General features: G+C 71.4%; 15 protein-coding genes. 12 read left to right on the top strand and 3 right to left on the bottom strand.

The annotated features are described in order from the left end of the window. Positions 1-24 precede the first annotated feature (24 nt). Complete coding sequence (locus ACHAAC_RS03895) at positions 25-1,245, top strand: alpha/beta hydrolase (protein WP_435714620.1); 1,221 nt, start codon at positions 25-27, stop codon at positions 1,243-1,245. Between the two features lie 14 nt (positions 1,246-1,259). Here ACHAAC_RS03895 and ACHAAC_RS03890 read toward each other — a convergent pair whose 3' ends face one another. Beyond that, the gene (locus ACHAAC_RS03890; RefSeq protein ID WP_435714619.1) at positions 1,260-1,853 is read right to left on the bottom strand and encodes a class F sortase; all 594 of its coding nucleotides are present in this window, start codon (positions 1,851-1,853) and stop codon (positions 1,260-1,262) included. A 7-nt stretch (positions 1,854-1,860) separates the two neighbouring features. Then, positions 1,861-2,913, bottom strand: coding sequence for a hypothetical protein (locus ACHAAC_RS03885; protein WP_435714618.1), 1,053 nt, complete (start codon positions 2,911-2,913; stop codon positions 1,861-1,863). A 186-nt stretch (positions 2,914-3,099) separates the two neighbouring features. Here ACHAAC_RS03885 and ACHAAC_RS03880 point away from each other — a divergent pair, with 186 nt between their 5' ends. Then, on the top strand, positions 3,100-3,699 hold the full coding sequence (locus tag ACHAAC_RS03880; protein ID WP_435714617.1) for a TetR/AcrR family transcriptional regulator: 600 nt from the start codon (positions 3,100-3,102) through the stop codon (positions 3,697-3,699). Further along, entirely contained in the window at positions 3,696-4,487 is a 792-nt protein-coding gene (locus tag ACHAAC_RS03875; protein WP_435714616.1) for a TIGR03084 family metal-binding protein, read from the top strand. The genes ACHAAC_RS03880 and ACHAAC_RS03875 overlap by 4 nt, the downstream gene beginning before the upstream one ends. Positions 4,488-4,494: 7 nt before the next feature. Here the strand turns inward: ACHAAC_RS03875 and ACHAAC_RS03870 are convergent, their stop codons facing one another. After that, the gene (locus ACHAAC_RS03870; RefSeq protein ID WP_435714615.1) at positions 4,495-4,797 is read right to left on the bottom strand and encodes a putative quinol monooxygenase; all 303 of its coding nucleotides are present in this window, start codon (positions 4,795-4,797) and stop codon (positions 4,495-4,497) included. Between the two features lie 123 nt (positions 4,798-4,920). Here ACHAAC_RS03870 and ACHAAC_RS03865 point away from each other — a divergent pair, with 123 nt between their 5' ends. The 9 genes from ACHAAC_RS03865 (at position 4,921) to ACHAAC_RS03825 (ending at position 18,024) form a co-directional block, all read left to right on the top strand. Further along, positions 4,921-5,499: a hypothetical protein gene (locus tag ACHAAC_RS03865; protein WP_435714614.1), complete on the top strand. Its 579-nt coding sequence runs from the start codon at positions 4,921-4,923 to the stop codon at positions 5,497-5,499. 32 nt (positions 5,500-5,531) lie between these two features. Continuing rightward, positions 5,532-7,352 (top strand): acyclic terpene utilization AtuA family protein, encoded by a 1,821-nt coding sequence (locus ACHAAC_RS03860; RefSeq protein WP_435714613.1) that lies wholly within the window; start codon positions 5,532-5,534, stop codon positions 7,350-7,352. Continuing rightward, positions 7,349-8,503: an acyl-CoA dehydrogenase family protein gene (locus ACHAAC_RS03855; RefSeq protein WP_435714612.1), complete on the top strand. Its 1,155-nt coding sequence runs from the start codon at positions 7,349-7,351 to the stop codon at positions 8,501-8,503. The genes ACHAAC_RS03860 and ACHAAC_RS03855 overlap by 4 nt, the downstream gene beginning before the upstream one ends. 10 nt (positions 8,504-8,513) lie before the next feature. After that, positions 8,514-10,103: an acyl-CoA carboxylase subunit beta gene (locus ACHAAC_RS03850; protein WP_435714611.1), complete on the top strand. Its 1,590-nt coding sequence runs from the start codon at positions 8,514-8,516 to the stop codon at positions 10,101-10,103. A gap of 124 nt (positions 10,104-10,227) precedes the next feature. Continuing rightward, positions 10,228-12,228 (top strand): acetyl/propionyl/methylcrotonyl-CoA carboxylase subunit alpha, encoded by a 2,001-nt coding sequence (locus ACHAAC_RS03845; RefSeq protein WP_435714610.1) that lies wholly within the window; start codon positions 10,228-10,230, stop codon positions 12,226-12,228. Further along, complete coding sequence (locus tag ACHAAC_RS03840) at positions 12,225-13,442, top strand: acyl-CoA dehydrogenase family protein (RefSeq protein WP_435714609.1); 1,218 nt, start codon at positions 12,225-12,227, stop codon at positions 13,440-13,442. The genes ACHAAC_RS03845 and ACHAAC_RS03840 overlap by 4 nt, the downstream gene beginning before the upstream one ends. A 16-nt stretch (positions 13,443-13,458) precedes the next feature. Beyond that, entirely contained in the window at positions 13,459-14,208 is a 750-nt protein-coding gene (locus ACHAAC_RS03835; RefSeq protein WP_435714608.1) for an enoyl-CoA hydratase-related protein, read from the top strand. 112 nt (positions 14,209-14,320) lie between these two features. Continuing rightward, positions 14,321-16,429, top strand: coding sequence for a HelD family protein (locus tag ACHAAC_RS03830; protein WP_435714607.1), 2,109 nt, complete (start codon positions 14,321-14,323; stop codon positions 16,427-16,429). Beyond that, the gene (locus ACHAAC_RS03825) at positions 16,426-18,024 is read left to right on the top strand and encodes a metallophosphoesterase family protein (protein ID WP_435714606.1); all 1,599 of its coding nucleotides are present in this window, start codon (positions 16,426-16,428) and stop codon (positions 18,022-18,024) included. The genes ACHAAC_RS03830 and ACHAAC_RS03825 overlap by 4 nt, the downstream gene beginning before the upstream one ends. Positions 18,025-18,027 lie beyond the last annotated feature (3 nt).

Genomic DNA, 18,027 nt, shown 5'->3' with positions numbered 1-18,027 from the left:
ACATACCGGCGGTACGCTAGCGGAATGTGGTGGGACTCCCTGCGGCGCAGACTGACGTCGCTCGTGCGCCGTCCGGCCTCGGAGCCACGTCGCCGGGTGCGGGTGAACGTGCCGAGCAGGCGTCGGGAGTTCCGGGTCGCCCACCAGGACGTGGTCATCCACGAGGACAGCAGCCTGCAGGCCAAGATGCTCGGCCGGATGGCCAGGATCGTCTTCAAGCCGATCCTGCACCTCGCCCCCCTCAACGACCGGACGCTGCTGACGATGCGCTCGTTCGACAAGCTCTCCGCGCGCGGCCCGCGCTCGCGCTTCGTGGAGCCGGTCGCCTTCGAGCTCGGTGGTGTGCCCGTGGAGTCCATGGCGCACCGGTACGGGCCGACGAGCGCCATGACGGTGCTCTACCTGCACGGGGGCGGGTTCTTCTCCTGCGGCATCGAGACGCACCGACGCATCTGCGAACGGCTCGCGCTCTACACGGGTGCCGTCGTGGTCTCTGTCGAGTACGTGCAGCTGCCCGAGGGCTCGGTGGCCGACTCCGTGCAGGACGCGATCGCCGCCTACGAGGCGCTGCTGGACATCGCGGAGGACCCCGCCAAGGTCGTGGTCGCCGGGGACTCCGCCGGTGGCTACCTGACCATGAAGGTCGCCGAGCTCGCCGCACGCCGTGGGCTGCAGAAGCCGGCCGCGCTGCTGGGCTTCTCCCCGTTGCTCAGCCTCGACCCGGACCTGGAGAAGGAGACCGTCCAGCGGGTGGCCCGCGTGCGCGACGCCTACCTCCCGGTGCGTCGGGTGGCGCTGATCCGCGAGCGCTGGCTGCCGGTGGGATCTCGCATCGAGGGGTGCGTCTCGCCGCTGGAGGCCACGGACCACATCGACTCCCCGACCTTCCTCGTCGGGGTGGAGGACGAGATGCTCCGCCCCGAGATCGAGGCGATGGCCCTGCTGCTCAACGAGCAGGGCGTCGAGGTGGAGACCCACCTGTGGCGCGGTCAGGTGCACGCCTTCCCCGTCATGGCCGACGCCCTGCCCGAGAGCCGGCAGGCGCTCAAGCTGGCGGCCGACTTCGCCCGGCGGGCGGTGGGCGAGCCGGCCCTGCACGGTGAGGATCAGTCGCCGACCCACGAGGAGCCGCTGGAGGGCGAGCTCGTCGAGGAGCCGCGCGACGTCGGTGACGACGTCATCGACGTCGAGCTGGAGACCTCCGGTCGCGACTCTCGCCGCCGCTGGTTCTTCCAGGCGTCCTGACCCGGCAAGGGTCGTCAGGCGGGCTCGGCGTGCACGATGACGGTGGTCTCGAACTCCTCGCCGTTCCAGTCGCCGCACGTCATCAGCACCAGGCCGCTGTCGCCCTCGGTGCGGTAGATGTCGGCCGCGACGGTCCCGAAGTCCGCGACGGGCACGACCTCGCTGCGCACGACGTCGAAGGCGAGTGAGCCGTCCTCGCCGGTGACGATGACCTCGTCGCCCTCCTCGATGTCCACGAGCGGGTCGAAGACGCCGTCGTCGGAGGAAGCGGTGTGCCCGACGATCACCGCGTTGCCGGACGCGCCCGGCACGGCCCCGTCACGCCACCAGCCGGTCTCGTCGAGCGCGGCCGGCACCTCCTGGGCGTTGTCCGGCGTGCTGCCGACGGCCATCACGGGCGCGTCGACGTCCAGCGACGTGATCTCGAGCCGTTCGGGAGTGCCCACCGGGCCGTCGGCCATGTCCCGTGCCGGCTCGGGCGACGGGCTGGGAGCAGCGGCGACGGCTTCGGGCTCTCCGCGGCCGGGCTCGTCCTCGGGCAGGTTGACGAACACCGCCGCGGCCACGAGGGCCGCGGCGGTGATCGTCGCAAGGAGGTTCTTCTTCACTGCTGGGTCACGCGGCGGCACGCAGACGACGTGCGCCCAGCAGGCCCATGCCGATCAGCGCGGCGACGGCCAGGGCGCCGGTGGCACCGGCGCTGGAGGCGTCACCTGCACCGGCGGCCGGAGCGACCGTCGGGTGATCCGCACCGGCGCTGGCCGGCGTGCAGTCCTGCTCGACCTCGACGAAGCCCTGCTGGTCCGGGGCCGTCTGCTCATCCCCTTCGCGGTCAGAGAGGTAGTAGACCAAGTCGCGGTCGGTGCTGACCGTTCGATCGGCTCCGGCGGCGAGCTCGAACGTCTCATCGGCGTTCTCCTCGGTGACGTCGCCGTACTGCACGAAGAGCGTGTCGTCGGTGGTGTTGGTGAACGTCACGCCCTGGCAGATGGCCTCGGCCTCGACGAGCTGCGGGAAGCAGTCCTGTGACGGGGTGACCTCGTAAGCAGTCTGTGCGTCCTCGGGGAACGTGAAGCCCTCATCCGCGATGGCGTAGAAGGTGACGGGCTCGCCCAGGTTGTAGTAGTCAGCGAGGTTGACGTCGCCGGTGTCGTCGATTTCGCCACCGGACTGGCCGGTGCCGACGCCGTAGCTGACGTTCTCGGTCTCGGGCAGGACGACGGTGCACTCGTCGGGGAAGGTGATCTCGGGTGCGGGGATCTCCGTGGGCGGCACTTCGTCGGCCTCTTCGACAGTGACGGTGATCTCGTCGGAGAAGCCGTCCGCCTCGCCCTCCTCCTCGGCACGGACCTGGAAGGTGTAGGTGCCGGGCTCGTCGAACGTCACGGAACCGGTGAAGCCGAAGCCGTCACCGCCGCTGCCGCCACCGAAGTTGCCGCTCCAGCCGGAGACTCCCGGGTTGTCGGCAGCGTCGCCGTCGGCGAACAGGTCGAACTCACCGACGGACGAAGCCGTGATCGAGTACTCGACGGAATCGCCCACCTGGGCGGTGAAGTCGGCGGCGCCTCCGTCGAGCGTGAACTCATCGACGGTGGCGGCGTTGGCCGGCGCGGCGACGAAGAACACCGCCATCAGGGCCAGGATGGGAACGAACAGGATACGGCGCACGAGGGGGGTCCTCCCGATGGATGGTGACGGTCGAGAAGACCGACGAGAATGAAGGAAAGGTAGCAGCATGTGGAACCCCCGCGTACCCTTTTTCCGCCCTGCGTCTCACCAGGTGGAGTGAACAGTCCGCGACCGCAAAAACAAGCAGACTTGACGGTTTTTGGCCGACGGCTCCATCATGATCAGGTGACGACCGCCCGTACGCCCCAGGCCGAGCGCACCGCCGCGATGCGGCAGCGCCTGCTGGAGGCGACGATCGAGTGCCTCGTGGAGCTGGGATGGTCCGGGACGTCGACGACGGTCGTGAGCCAGCGCGCCGGCGTGAGCCGGGGAGCGCAGCTGCACCACTTCCCGACCAAGCAGGCTCTCGTTGTCGCGGCCGTGGAGCACCTCACGGAGCGGCGTCGCGACGAGCTCACCCGGGTCGCAGGTGAGCTGCCGGCGCAGGGCCGGACCCGCGCCGTCCTCGACATCCTCGCGGCGCAGTTCACCTCGCCGGTCTTCTTCGCCGCCCTGGAGCTGTGGGTGGCCGCGCGGACGGACGCCGAGCTGCAGCGTGCCGTGGCGCCGCTGGAGCGCCGCATGGGCCGAGAGACGCACTCGCACGCGCTGAAGCTGCTGGACGTCGACGAGTCCCGCGGCAGCAACCGTGCCCTCGTCCAGGCGACCCTCGACCTCCTGCGCGGCCTCGGCCTCGCGGCCTCGCTGAGTGACGACACCGCCCGTCGTGACGCGATCCTCGACGCCTGGGCGGCGACCCTCGAGAGCGAGCTGGAGCACTCATGACGACCCTGGACGACGTCCTGGCCGACCTGGCCGTCGAGAGCGAGCAGCTGGAGAGCTGGGTCGCCCCGCTCGATGATGCCCAGTGGGCCACGGTCACCACGCCCGAGGGCTGGACCGTCGCCCACCAGGTGGGACACCTGGCCTGGACAGACGAGGCGTCACTGGCCGCAGTGACGCATGACCCGTCCTTCGGCGAGGGCATGAAGGCCGCTGCCGCCAACCCCACCGGCTTCGTCGATGATGCGGCGGCGCAGTGGGCGGCCAAGCCGGCGGCTGAGCTGCTGGAGCAGTGGCGCGCCGGTCGCGCCCGGCTGGCCGAGGCGCTGCGTGCCGTGCCCGAGGGCGAGAAGGTTCCCTGGTTCGGGCCGCCGATGAGCCCGACGTCGATGGCCACGGCCCGTGTCATGGAGACGTGGGCGCACTCCCACGACGTGGCCGAGGCCCTGGACGTCGCCGTGCCGCAGACCGACCGCTGCCGGCACGTGTGCCACATCGGCGTCCGCACGCGCGGCTTCGCCTACCTCGTGCGCGGCCAGGAGGCGCCGGGCGTCGACGTCCATGTCGCCCTCACCGCGCCCTCGGGCGACGTCTGGACATGGGGACCGGCGGATGCCCCCGAGCGGGTCACCGGATCCGGCCACGACTTCGCCCTGCTGGCCACGAGGCGACGGCACCCCGACGACGTCGACGTGCACGCCGAGGGTGAGCACGCCGCGCACTGGCTGACCATCGTGCAGGCCTTTGCCGGCCTGCCGGGCAGCGACCCGAAGCGGCTCGCCGACCGCTGAACCCTGCTCAGTCGCGCAGCGGGGAGCCCGCGACGTCGAAGTGGAAGCCGCCCATCTCCCCGGACAGCAGGGGCATGGCGGTGGCGATGGACTCCTGCACCTCGGGCAGCTCGAGCGAGGCGCGGTGGGCCTGCTCGGACGTCCAGAGCTCCAGGACGAACACGGTGTCGGGGTGGTCGTGGTTGACTCCGACCTCGTAGGCGAGGCAGCCGATCGCAGCCAGGGCGTCGGACCGGCGGGTCAGGTGGGCGACGAGCTCGTCGCGTCGTCCGGGGGCGGTGCCGAGCGAGCCGGCGTTGGCGAAGGTCATGGGTAGGAACGTAGGTGGACGGTCCGACGTTTCGTGGTCTCGGCCCGGCTGGCTTGAACGGCGCCCGGTTCGAGGCCATGCTCAGGCCGTGGCGAGGCGCGTGGGCGGATGGTCGGTCCGACGATGATCGATCCCGCCTTCGTCTTCCTCGGTGCCGTCTTCTCGCTGGTCGGCAGCGGACGCCACGCGTGGCTCACCGTGCAGGGCAGGACGCGACCGAATCGCGTGTCCTGGTTCCTGTGGGGCGCCGTACCGGTGGTCGGGTTCCTGGCGCAGGTGGACGAGGGAGTGGGCCTGCCGGCGGTGCTGACCCTGTCGATCGGCGTCGGTCCTCTCATGGTGTTCGTCGCCTCCTTCGTCAACCCGCTCAGCGTCTGGCGACTCACGCCGTTCGACCTGTGGTGCGGCTCCCTCGCGGTGGTGGCGGTGGTCGTCTGGCAGGGCCTCGGTGACGCGTCGACGGCCATCCTGCTCGCCGTGGCAGCGGATGCCGCGGCCGCCGTGCCGACCATCCGCAAGGCCTGGCGGACACCGGCGTCGGAGAAGTCCGCGGTCTACGTCCTGTCAGGGGTGAACGGGACCATCGCGCTCCTGACCATCCAGGACTGGACCCCGGCGACGTACGCGTTCCCGGTGTACGTGGTGTGCCTGACCACCATCCTGACCGTGCTGATCCTCAGACCCATAAACAAGCAGGCTTGACTGTTTGTTGATCCGAGGTGCATGCTCGTGCCGTGACGATTCGTGTGGGCAACTGCTCCGGCTACTACGGCGACCGTCTCTCCGCGATGCGCGAGATGCTGGAGGCGCCCGAGCCGCTCGACGTGCTGACGGGTGACTACCTCGCCGAGCTGACGATGCTCATCCTCGGCAAGGATCGGATGAAGGACCCGTCGCTGGGCTACGCCAAGACCTTCGTGCGCCAGATGACGGACTGCATGACGCTGGCCAAGGAGCGTGGCGTGCGGATCGTCGCCAACGCCGGTGGCCTCAACCCTGCCGGGCTGGCGGAACGTCTGCGGGAGATCGCGACCGAGCAGGGCGTCGACCTCGCAGTCGCGCACGTCGAGGGGGACGACCTGCGCGAGCGGGCCGAGGAGCTCGCCCAGAGCAGTGGACACAGCGGGGGCGTGCTCACCGCGAACGCCTACCTCGGCGCGTTCGGCATCGCGTCGGCCCTGAAGGGAGGGGCCGACGTGGTGGTGACCGGCCGGGTCACCGACGCCTCGGTGGTGATGGGCCCGGCGATCTGGGCGCACGGCTGGGGTCGGGAGGACCACGACGCCCTCGCCGGCGCGCTCGTGGCCGGGCACGTCATCGAGTGCGGCACGCAGGCCACCGGTGGCAACTTCAGCGGGTTCACCGACCTCGACGTCACGCAGCCTCTCGGCTTTCCCGTGGCGCACATCGCGGCCGACGGCTCGTCGGTCATCACCAAGCCCGCCCGCACCGGGGGAGCGGTCACCGTCGACACGGTCACCGCCCAGCTCGTCTATGAGATCCAGGGCCCGACCTATCTCAACCCTGACGTCGTCGCCCACCTCGACACCATCGAGCTGTCGTCCGGACAGGGTCCTGACGGGCAGGACGGGGTGCGAATCGCAGGGGTCCGGGGCAGTGCGCCGCCGGCCACCACCAAGGTGTGCCTCAACGGCCTCGGCGGCTTCCGCAACAGCGTCGAGCTGCTGCTGACCGGCCTGGACATCGACGCCAAGGCGGCCTGGGTGCGCCGGCAGGTCGAGGCCGGGCTGGCGCAGTCACCGCCGGACGAGGTCGTGTGGTCGCTGGACCGTACCGACGTCGTCGACCCGCCGTCGCAGGCCGCCGCCACCTCGATCCTGCGCTGCCACGTCAAGAGCGCCGAACCGGACCCGGTCGGGCGTGCGTTCAGCGACGTCGCGGTGCAGCTGGCCCTGGCGTCGTATCCCGGCTACACGCTGACTCGCCCCCCGGCCGCGGCCACCCCGTTCGGCGTCTATCGCGCCGGGTACGTGCCGCAGGCCGACGTGCCGCACGTCGTCGTGCACGCCGACGGTCGTCGCGAGGACGTCCCCCCGCCCGCCGTCACCCCCCTCGGGTCCCCGGCTGGGGGCACCTCCCGCTTGCGGGGGAGTGGCGCAGATTCGCGACGACACGCCGTCCAGAATCGCGATCTTGCGCCACTCGGGGACGGGTCTGCGCCACTCGGCGACTCCGCGACCCTGCGGGTTCCCTTCGGCACCCTCGTGCACGCGCGCTCGGGCGACAAGGGCGGCGACGCCAACATCGGTGTCTGGGTGCCCGCCGCACACCCGCAGCGTGAACGCGCGGTCGCCTGGCTGCTGGCCGAGCTGACGCCGGATCGGGTGCGGATCCTCCTGCCGGAGGCGAGCGAGCTGGACGTCGACGTGCACCCGCTGCCGAACCTCGGCGGCGTCAACGTCGTGGTCCACGGGCTGCTCGGCGAGGGCGTCGCGTCGTCGACCCGGCTGGACCCGCAGGCCAAGGCCCTCGGTGAGTGGCTCCGGGCCCGCGACGTCGACATCCCCGCCGAGCTGCTGGAGGAGACCGCATGAGCACCCTGTGGTGCACGCCTGAGCGACAGGCGCTGCGCGCGGCGGTGGAGCAGTTCACGCAGCGGGAGGTCGTGCCGCACCTGGCGCAGTGGGAAGACGACGGACAGCTCCCGCGCGAGCTGCACGCCACGACGGCCAAGGCGGGTTTCCTCGCCGTGGGCTACCCCGAGGAGGTCGGAGGCGCGGGCGGCGACCTGCTCGACGCGTGCGTCGTCACCGAGGCGATGCTCGCGGCCGGCGGCTCGACCGGTCTGCAGGCCAGCCTCTACACGCACAGCATCGCGCTGCCGCACATCATCGACACCGGGAACGTCGACCTCGTCGACCGCTACGTCCGCCCGACGTTGGCCGGAGAGATGATCGGCGCCCTGGGCGTGACGGAGCCCGGCGGCGGGTCCGACGTCGCGAACCTCCGGACGCGAGCGGTGCGCGACGGCGACCACTACGTCGTCAACGGCGCCAAGACCTTCATCACCTCCGGCGTCCGTTCCGACTTCGTGACGACGGCCGTCCGGACCGGCGACGACGGGCACGGTGGCATCAGCCTGCTCGTCATTGACAAGGACTCGCCTGGGTTCACCGTCAGCAGGAGCCTGCGCAAGATGGGCTGGCACTGCTCCGACACCGCCGAGCTGTCCTTCGACGACGTGCGGGTGCCGGCGGAGAACCTCGTCGGCGAGGAGAACGGTGGCTTCTACCTCGTCATGCAGCAGTTCGTGGGCGAGCGGCTGGGGCTGGCGGTCCAGGCCTACGGCACGGCGCAGCGCGCGCTCGACCTCGCCACCGCCTACGCCCGCGAGCGCGACACGTTCGGCAAGCCGCTCGTCACCCGCCAGGTGATCCGGCACAAGCTCGTCGAGATGCACTCGCGCACCGCTGCCGCCCGGGCCCTGACCCGCGACGCCGTTGAGCGCGCGCTCCAGACGCCGCGCACCGACCCCTCGCTCATCCTCGACGCCGTGGTGGCCAAGAACGTCTCCGTCGCCGCCGTCGAGCACGTCGTCCACGAGGCCGTGCAGGTCTTCGGCGGGATGGGCTACATGCGCGAGTCCGAGATCGACCGCCACTACCGCGACGCCCGCATCCTCGGCATCGGCGGCGGTGCCACCGAGGTCATGAAGGACCTCGCCGCCAAGCTGCTGGGCTACTGAGAGAGGCACGATGAAGACCACCGTCGACCCGGAGACACCGGGCTACGCCGAGAACCGCACCGCGATGCTCGAGCGCGTCGCCGACCTCGCCGAGCAGCACGCCAAGGCGCTCGCCGGCGGCGGGCAGAAGTACGTCGACCGCCACCACGCGCGCGGCAAGCTCACGGCGCGCGAGCGGATCGAGCTGCTGCTCGACCCCGACGCGCCGTTCCTGGAGCTCTCCAGCCTCGCCGCCTGGGGCACCGACTTCGCCGTCGGCGGCTCCATCGTCACCGGCATCGGCGTCGTGGAGGGCGTCGAGTGCATGATCGTGGCCAACGACCCCACCGTGAAGGGCGGCTCGTCCAACCCGAGCACGCTGCGCAAGGGCCACCGGGCCGCGCAGATCGCGGCGGAGAACCACCTGCCGACGATCAACCTCGTGGAGTCCGGCGGCGCCGACCTGCCGACCCAGAAGGACATCTTCATCCCGGGCGGCAAGTCCTTCCGCGACATCACCCGCGCCTCGGCCGCCCGCACGCCCACCGTGGCCCTGGTGTTCGGCAACTCCACGGCGGGCGGCGCGTACATCCCGGGCATGAGCGATTACGTCGTCATGGTCAAGGAGGGCGCGAAGGTCTTCCTCGGTGGCCCGCCGCTGGTCAAGATGGCCACCGGCGAGGAGTCCGACGACGAGTCGCTCGGTGGTGCGGAGATGCATGCCCGCACCTCCGGCCTGGCCGACTACCTCGCCACCGACGAGCGCGACGCCATCCGCCTGGGTCGCCAGATCATCCGACGGATCAACTGGGAGAAGAAGGGCCACGCGCCTGCCGCCGACTTCGCCGAGCCCGTGCTCGACCCCGAGGACCTGCTGGGCATCGTGCCCACCGATCTCAAGGTGCCCTTCGACCCGCGCGAGGTCATCGCCCGGATCGTCGACGGCAGCGCTTTCGACGAGTTCAAGCCGCTGTACGGGCCGAGCCTGGTCACCGGCTTCGCGCAGCTGCACGGCTACCCCGTCGGGATCCTCGCCAACGCCCAGGGCGTGCTGTTCAGCGAGGAGGCGCAGAAGGCGACGCAGTTCATCCAGCTCGCCAACCAGACCGACACGCCGCTGCTGTTCCTGCACAACACGACCGGCTACATGGTGGGGGCGGAGTACGAGCAGGGCGGCATCATCAAGCACGGCGCGCAGATGATCAACGCCGTCTCCAACTCCACCGTCCCGCACCTCTCGGTGGTGATGGGCGCCTCCTACGGCGCCGGCCACTACGGCATGAGCGGACGCGCGTACGACCCTCGGTTCATGTTCAGCTGGGTCGGCGCCAAGTCCGCCGTGATGGGCCCGGCGCAGCTCGCCGGCGTCATCTCGATCGTCGCGCGGGGGGCGGCCGAGGCCAAGGGCCAGCCCTACGACGAGGAGGGCGACACGGCGATGCGCGCCTACGTCGAGCAGCAGATCGAGGAGCAGTCGCTCGCCTACTTCACCTCGGGGATGCTCTACGACGACGGCGTCATCGACCCGCGCGACACCCGCAGCATCCTGGGCATCTGCCTGTCCGCCATCCACACCGCCGAGGTCCGCGGCGCCGAGGGCTACGGAGTGTTCCGCCCGTGAGCCATCGCTGCAGTGCCGGTTTACCACGGTCCCTCGGTAAACCTTCACTCCCCAGGGGAAGTTCCCCACGGGAAGTGAGTGCTTGCCGAGGGACCGTGGTAAACCGACGTCAGGAGGAGACCCGATGATCCGTTCCGTTCTCGTCGCCAACCGGGGGGAGATCGCTCGTCGGGTGTTCCGGACGTGCCGGGACCTCGGGATCGAGACTGTCGCCGTGCACTCCGACGCCGACGCCGACGCGCCCTTCGTCCGCGACGCCGACCGGGCCGTGCGGCTCCACGATCCATCGGCCTCCGCCGGGGCCGGCAACGCACCCGGCGACACCTACCTGCGCGGGGACCTCGTCATCGCCGCAGCACGCGCGGCCGGTGCCGACGCCATCCATCCCGGGTACGGCTTCCTGTCCGAGAACGCCCAGTTCGCGCGCGACGTCGCCGACGCGGGCCTGGTCTGGATCGGCCCGACGCCGGAGTCCATCGAGGCGATGGGCAGCAAGATCCGCGCCAAGGAGCTCATGGCCGCCGCCGGGGTCCCGATCCTCAGCGTCGATCCCGCAGTGCTGTTGAAGGAGGGGGCGAAGCCAGGCGACTTCCCCCTGCTGGTGAAGGCATCAGCCGGCGGTGGGGGCCGCGGCATGCGCGTCGTGGACGACCCGGCCGACTTGGCCGGCGAGCTCACCGCGGCGGCCGCCGAGGCCGCCTCGGCGTTCGGCGACGACACCGTGTTCGTCGAGCCCTACCTGCCCACGGCCCGGCACGTCGAGGTGCAGGTGCTGGCCGACACCCATGGCACGACGTGGGTCGTCGGTGACCGGGACTGCTCCATCCAGCGCCGGCACCAGAAGGTGGTGGAGGAGGCTCCGGCCCCCGGGCTGTCGGAGGCCGTCCGCACCACGCTGCACGACGCGGCCCGCGCCGCTGCCGAGGCGGTCGGCTACGTCGGCGCCGGGACCGTGGAGTTCCTCGTCGACGCAGAGCGTGTCTGCTTCCTGGAGATGAACACGCGTCTGCAGGTCGAGCACCCGGTCACCGAGGCCGTCACCGGACTCGACCTCGTCGCGCTGCAGCTCGCCGTCGCCGAGGGGCGCACGCTCGAGGGCAAGCCACCCACGACGACGGGGCACGCCGTGGAGGTGCGGCTCTACGCCGAGGACCCCGCTGCGGACTGGGCGCCCCAGACCGGCACCGTGCGCACCTTCGACGTCGACGGCGCCGCCTTCGCCGGCCCGGTCGGAGCCGGCCTGCGCATCGACTCCGGAGTGGAGTCCGGCAGCGTCGTCGGCTTCCACTACGACGCGATGCTCGCCAAGGTGATCGCGCTCGGGCCGGACCGGCTCTCCGCCCTGCGGATGCTGGACGGCACCCTGCGTCGCGCCCGCGTCACCGGCGTCACCACCAATATCGCCCTGCTGCGGGCGATCCTCACCGACGAGGAGTTCGTCGCCGAACGGGTGCACACCGCGCTGCTCGACGAGCGCCGGGAGGCCTGGACGGCGCCGGCCCACGACGAGCCGGCGTTGCGGCGGTTCGCCCTGGCAGCCGCGCTGGCGTCCGCACGATCGGCGACGGCGAGTGCGCCCGTGCTCGGCCGCATCCCGTCGGCCTTCCGCAACGTGCCCTCCCAGCCACGGACCCGCACGTTCTCGCTTGGCGACACCGAGATCGAGATCTCCTACGCGGCTGCCGGTCGTGCTCTCGTCTCCGACGCGGTCGAGGGCACGAACGTCGTCGACGCCACGCCCACCCGGGTGCGGCTCTCCGTCGACGGGGTCGTCGAGACCTACGACGTGGCGGTCGCCGAGGACGCGGTGGACGTCGCGGGCCCCGCCGGCAGCCTCGCCCTCACCCCGGTCCCGACCTTCGTCGATCCGGCCGACGTCGTCGCCGAGGGCTCGCTGCTCGCGCCGATGCCGGCGACCGTCGCGACGGTCGGCGTGGAGCAGGGGCAGGCGGTCACGGCCGGCCAGACCGTGGTCGTGCTCGAGGCCATGAAGATGCAGCACACCATCACGGCGCCGATCGACGGCGTCGTCACCGATCTCGCGGTCGCCGCGGGCCAGCAGGTCGAGTCCGGCGCGGTGCTTGCCGTCATCGAGGACCCGGCCGAGGGAGAAGGAGAGTCATGACCATCGCATTCAGCGAGACCGCGGAGCGCCAGGCGCTGCGCAAGGCGGTCCGCGACCTCGGTCGCAAGTACGGCCGCGACTACTTCATCAAGGCCGACGCCGAGGGGCGCAAGACCACCGAGCTGTGGACCGAGGCGGGCAGGCTCGGCTACCTCGGCGTGGCCGTGCCGGAGGAGTTCGGTGGGGGCGGGGGTGACATCGGTGACCTCGCCGCGGTCTGCGAGGAGCTTGCCGCCGCGGGCTCGCCGCTACTGCTCATGGTCGTCTCGCCGGCCATCGTCGGCACGATCATCGCGCAGTACGGCACCCCCGAGCAGCAGCAGCGCTGGTTGCCCGGTCTCGCCGACGGCACGGCGACGTACGCCTTCTCGATCACCGAGCCCGACGCCGGCTCGAACAGCCACAAGATCACCACGACGGCCCACCGCGAGGACGTTGCCGATGAGAAGGGGGGAGCCTGGCGCCTGACCGGCGGCAAGACCTACATCTCCGGCGTCGACGAGGCCAGCCACGTGCTCGTCGTGGCGCGCACCGCCGACGCCCGCCCCGGCGGGGGTGCCGGGCCGGGGGCGGCGAACGGCGCTGCGAACCTCAAGCCGGCCCTGTTCATGGTGCCCACCGACGCACCGGGGCTGGAGTACACCGAGATCCCGATGGGCATCGTGAGCCCGGAGAAGCAGTTCACGCTGTTCTTCGACGACGTCCGGGTGCCGGCCGACGCGCTCGTCGGCAGCGAGGACGCCGGCATCGAGCAGCTGTTCGCCGGTCTCAACCCCGAGCGCATCATGGGCGCCTCGTTCGCCACCGGCACGGCCCGTCTCGCGCTGGAGATGGCCACCGAGTACGCCAAGGAGCGGGAGGTGTGGAAGGCGCCGATCGGTGCCCACCAGGCCATCGCGCACCCGCTCGCGCAGTCCTACATCGAGATCGAGTCCGCCCGCCTGCTGACCCAGCGTGCGGCTGCGCTCTACGCCGCCGGGGACCACATGGCGGCCGGGGAGGCGGCCAACATGGCCAAGTACGCCGCGGGCGAGGCGGTCTGCAACGCCGTGGACCGGGCCATCCAGACCCATGGTGGCAACGGCCTCGCCGAGGAGTACGGCCTGGTCCAGATGCTCGCCGGCTCCCGCCTGAGCCGCATCGCCCCCGTGAGCCGGGAGATGGTGCTCAACTTCATCGCCCAGTTCTCGCTCGGCCTGCCCAAGTCCTATTGACCAGGAGGATGATCCCATGACCGAGCTGGTGCACCTGGGCATCGACGATGCCGTCGCGACGATCACGCTGGACAGCGAGCACAACCGCAACGCCCTGAGCAGGCAGCTCGTCACCGAGCTGGCGGCCCACCTTGCGACGGCCGAGGACACCGAGGGCGTGCGAGCCGTCGTCGTGCGCTCGGCGCACCGCGTCTTCTGCTCCGGCGCGGACCTGTCCGAGGCGGCCGAGGGCGGCATGGCCGAGAGCGCCTCGGCGATCGTCGCCCTGCAGCGCCGGATCGCGACGATGGGCGTGCCGGTCGTCGTCGAGCTGGCCGGGCCCGTCCGGGCCGGCGGCCTGGGCATCGTCGGGGCGGCCGACGTGGTCCTGGCGGGCGAGTCCGTCACCTTCGCCCTGACCGAGGTCCGCCTCGCGCTCGCGCCCGCGATCATCTCGCTCTCCCTGCTCGAGCGATTCACCGACCGCGCCGCCGCCGACCTGTTCCTGACCGGCCGGACCTTCGACGCCGCCGCGGCGCAGCGCGCCGGTCTGGTGACACGGGCAGTGCCCGACGACGCCCTCGCCGATGAGGTCTCGGCCGTGGTCGACGACCTCGTCAAGGGCTACCCGCAGGGCCTGCGCGAGACGAAGAAGCTGCTCAACCACGACCTCGTCGCCCGGATCGACGCGCTGGGCGAGCAGGTCGCGGCGCAGTCGGCCGAGCTGTTCGGCAGCGACGAGGCCCGCGAGGCGATGATGGCCTTCCTGCAGCGCGCGAAGGGCTGAGCGCAATGGGCAGGACGTCGCTGGTCACTCCCGGGGGACCCGACGACGGGAACAGTCCCGCGGCATAGAATGTTCTGTTCCGTGCCGGAGCAGGATCGATGAAGCGAGTGCCGTGACCAACCCCGAAGTCGAGCAGCGAGAGATCGCCGCCGAGCAGGCGTACGTCGACGTCGTCCACGAGCGCCTGGGCGAGTCGACCAAGGTCGCGGCGGCCATGGTCAAGGAGGGCTACGAGCGCATCAACATCGGCAACGAGGGTGGTCTCGTGGAGCGCGACGCCATGGTCTTCCAGGCGCAGCGCCGGCTCTCGGCCCTGAACGCCGCGCACGACGGGCTGGTCTTCGGGCGGCTCGACCTCGTCAGTGGAGAGCCCCGCTACATCGGTCGGATCGGCGTGCGGGACGCCGATCGCGAGATCCTGCTCGTCGACTGGCGGGCACCCGCCGCCGCCCTGTTCTACCAAGCCACCGCGCAGGACCCGACCGGCGTGGTGCGGCGCCGTGTGCTGCGCTGCTCGGGCCAGCGGGTCGTCGGTGTCGAGGACGACCTGCTCGATGCCTCGGCGGCTCCCGACGACATGGCGATCATCGGCGAGGGCGCCCTCATGGCCACCCTGAGCCGCGCCCGCGACTCCACGATGCACTCGGTCGTCGCCACCATCCAGAAGGAGCAGGACGACGCCATCCGGGCTCCCGTCCGCGGGGCGACGATCATCGGTGGGGGACCCGGCACGGGCAAGACCGTCGTCGCACTGCACCGCGCGGCGTTCCTGCTCTACAACGATCGGCGTCGCTTCGAGCGTGGCGGGGTCCTCGTGGTGGGCCCCTCCTCGGTGTTCATGGCCTACATCGAGCGGGTGCTGCCCAGCCTGGGTGAGACCGCCGTGACGCTGCGCTCGCTCGGCGAGGTCGTCAACGGCGTCCCGGCCGCCGCGCACGACGACGCCGTGGCGGCAGCCGCCAAGGGGTCGGTGCGGATGTTGACCGTCCTGCGCCGGCTAGTGGCCGCCCCGCAGACCGGCGAGCCCACGGATCTGCGCTACTTCTACAAGGACGACGTCCTGCGTCTGGATGCCCGCCAGCTGGCCGCGATCCGCCGCCAGCTGCTCTCCGGCCTCAAGCGCAACCAGGCCTTCAGTCGCGCACCCGCGGCGGTGGCCACCGCGCTGTGGCGCCAGGTCAGCGGTGAGCGTGCGCTGGAGAAGGGCGAGGCGGAGTTCCTCGACGTCCTGACGTCGGACCACCGCTTCGTCGACTTCATCGAGGCGTGGTGGCCCCCGGTCGACGCCGTCCAGATGTGGCGGACGTTGTCGCACCGCGTCGCCGAGCTTGCCGACGGCGCCTTCGACGCCGCGGAGCTGGAGGCGCTCAAGGCCTCCTGGGTCGACGGCGTGCCCAGCATCGAGGACGTGCCGATCATCGATGAGCTGCGCTACCTCCTGGGGGAGGTCCCACTTCCCGAGGACGAGGCCGACGACGCGCCCAAGCAGCTGATGAGCTTCGAGCGACGTGAGCGCGAGCGCGAGGACGAGCTCCGGACCACCGGCAGCATCGAGGACGACGGGTACGCCCACGTGCTGGTCGACGAGGCGCAGGACCTCTCGCCGATGCAGTGGCGGATGCTCGGTCGTCGCGGCCGCCAGGCCAGCTGGACCATCGTCGGCGACCCGGCCCAGTCGTCGTGGCCGTCCCCCGAGGAGGCCCGGGCCGCGCGCACCGAGGCGCTCAAGGGCAAGGAGGAGCACGTCTTCCGGCTCTCCACCAACTACCGCAACTCCGCGGAGGTCTACGACCTGGCCGCACGGGTCGCCAACGTCGCGATCCCGGGGGCGGACCTCGCCGACGCCGTCCGGCGCACCGGCGAGGAGCCCGAGCACCGGTGGGTGGCCGAGGCCGCGCTCGCCGACTCCGTGGTGGAGGGGACTGCGGAGCTGCTGGAGCGCGTCGCGGGCACCGTGGCCGTCGTCGCGCCGCGTGCCCGACTGGCCCAGGCACGTGCTGATCTCGCCGGTCTGCTGCAGGCCGACCCGGCACGGTTGCGGGTGCTGGACGGCCTGGACACCAAGGGCCTGGAGTTCGATGCCGTGCTCGTGATGGAGCCGGACGAGATCATCGCGGAGTCAGAGGCCGGGTGGCGTACTTTCTACGTCGTGCTCACTCGCGCCACGCAGCTCCTCATCACCGTCGGGACGAGCGAGACCTGGTTGTCGCGCGTCTCATGAGAACACTCTTGGGCACGCTGGCCGCCCTGGCGCTCGGGCTGGTCGTGACGGCTCCGCTGTCCGCCGCATTGTTCACCGACAGCCAGCGCGAGCTCTCCATCGGCCCGCACCAGGCGTCGGTCCGCCCGGCCTTCGACGGCAACGCGACCTTGGACTTCGGCCCCCTGCTCCCGCGCGTCCGCATCCCCGTCGACGCGCCGGGCCCCCTCGGCGTGGACATCCGGCTCGGTCAGGCCGAGGTGACCAGCCTGGAGGAGCTCGTCCAGCAGGACGCGGTGATCGCGAGCCAACCGCAGGGCGAGATCGCCGCGGTCCGTGAGGTCGTCGTGGACATGGGGCGGGTGGCCGTGCTGCAGGGCGCCGGCGTCGGTGTGCTGGTCGCGGTCAGCGCCGCGGTGGCGTGGCGCTCGGTGGGTCCGGTGCGGCGGCGCCGGCTCCTGCACGACGCGATGCACCCGGCGCGACCGCAGCTCGTCCGCGGTGGGGTCGTGATCGTCGCCATCGCCACCGGTGTCGCACTGGTGGTGGTTCCCCAGCACGACGAGCAGCTGCCCGAGCCCCAGTGGACGGCGGCCCGTGACGTCTTCCCGGAGCTGCCGGCCAACGGCGTCCTGGACTCGCTGGAGATCAGCGACGGCTCGATCACCCGCGGGAGCCGGGCTCTGGTGGAGGGTGCGCTGTATCTGTACGAGGACTCGGTGAGCTTCTACGGTGAGCTCGCCGAGCAGGCACGGGAGACGCAGGTCCGGACGCCCGGGGAGGACGAGCGCACGGCCCTGGTGGTCACCGACCGGCACGACAACATCGGCATGGACCCGGTGGCGAGGATCATCGCCGACCAGGCGGAGGCCGAGGTGCTGATCAACCTCGGCGACGACACCTCCCAGGGAGACAGCTGGGAGCGGTTCAGCATCAACTCCCTGGCCGATGAGTTCGACGGCTTCGAGCGGGTCGCCGTCGCGGGCAACCACGACTCCAGGACCACCGTGGAGCAGCTCCGCTCGGCCGACTTCACGGTGCTGGAGGGCGAGCCTGTGGAGGTGGCCGGCATCCGCTTCCTGGGTGATCACGACCCGAGGGGCACCACGCTCACCGGGTACACCGGCAGCGCCGACCAGCGCGATGACGACCTCGCCGTCCAGGACGAGGCCCTCACCGGTGTCGCGTGCGAGGCAGACGAGGCGGACGAGCGGGTGGGGGTGCTGGCGGTGCACTCGTGGGCCTCCGGCAAGCAGGTCGCGGCCAGCGGCTGCGTCGACCTCGTCCTCACCGGCCACCTGCACTACCAGGTGGGGCCGACGGCGATCGACGGTCCCGAGGGCACCACGACCACGCGCCTCACCACGGCCAGCACCGGTGGAGCGGTCCTGCCGTTCGCCCTGGGCAGCAGCCTGCGGCGTGAGGCCCAGGTGACCCTCGTGACCTTCGACGAGGACGGCGGGCCCGTCGGGCTGCAACCGGTCTCCTTCATGCCCTCGGGCCAGATCGACGTGGCCGACTACGTCCCGCTGCCGCTGGCCGGGCAGGACGACGAGCCCGACGAGGACACCGACGGCACCGACGGCGGCGAGGACCTGGAGGAGGACCTCCCCTGACGC

Origin of the sequence: Aeromicrobium sp. CF4.19 (assembly GCF_051262555.1) — a bacterium.
Taxonomy (GTDB): domain Bacteria; phylum Actinomycetota; class Actinomycetes; order Propionibacteriales; family Nocardioidaceae; genus Aeromicrobium.
The sequence above is the reverse complement of the archived record's forward strand: the minus strand, read 5'-3'. Positions and strand labels throughout refer to the sequence as shown.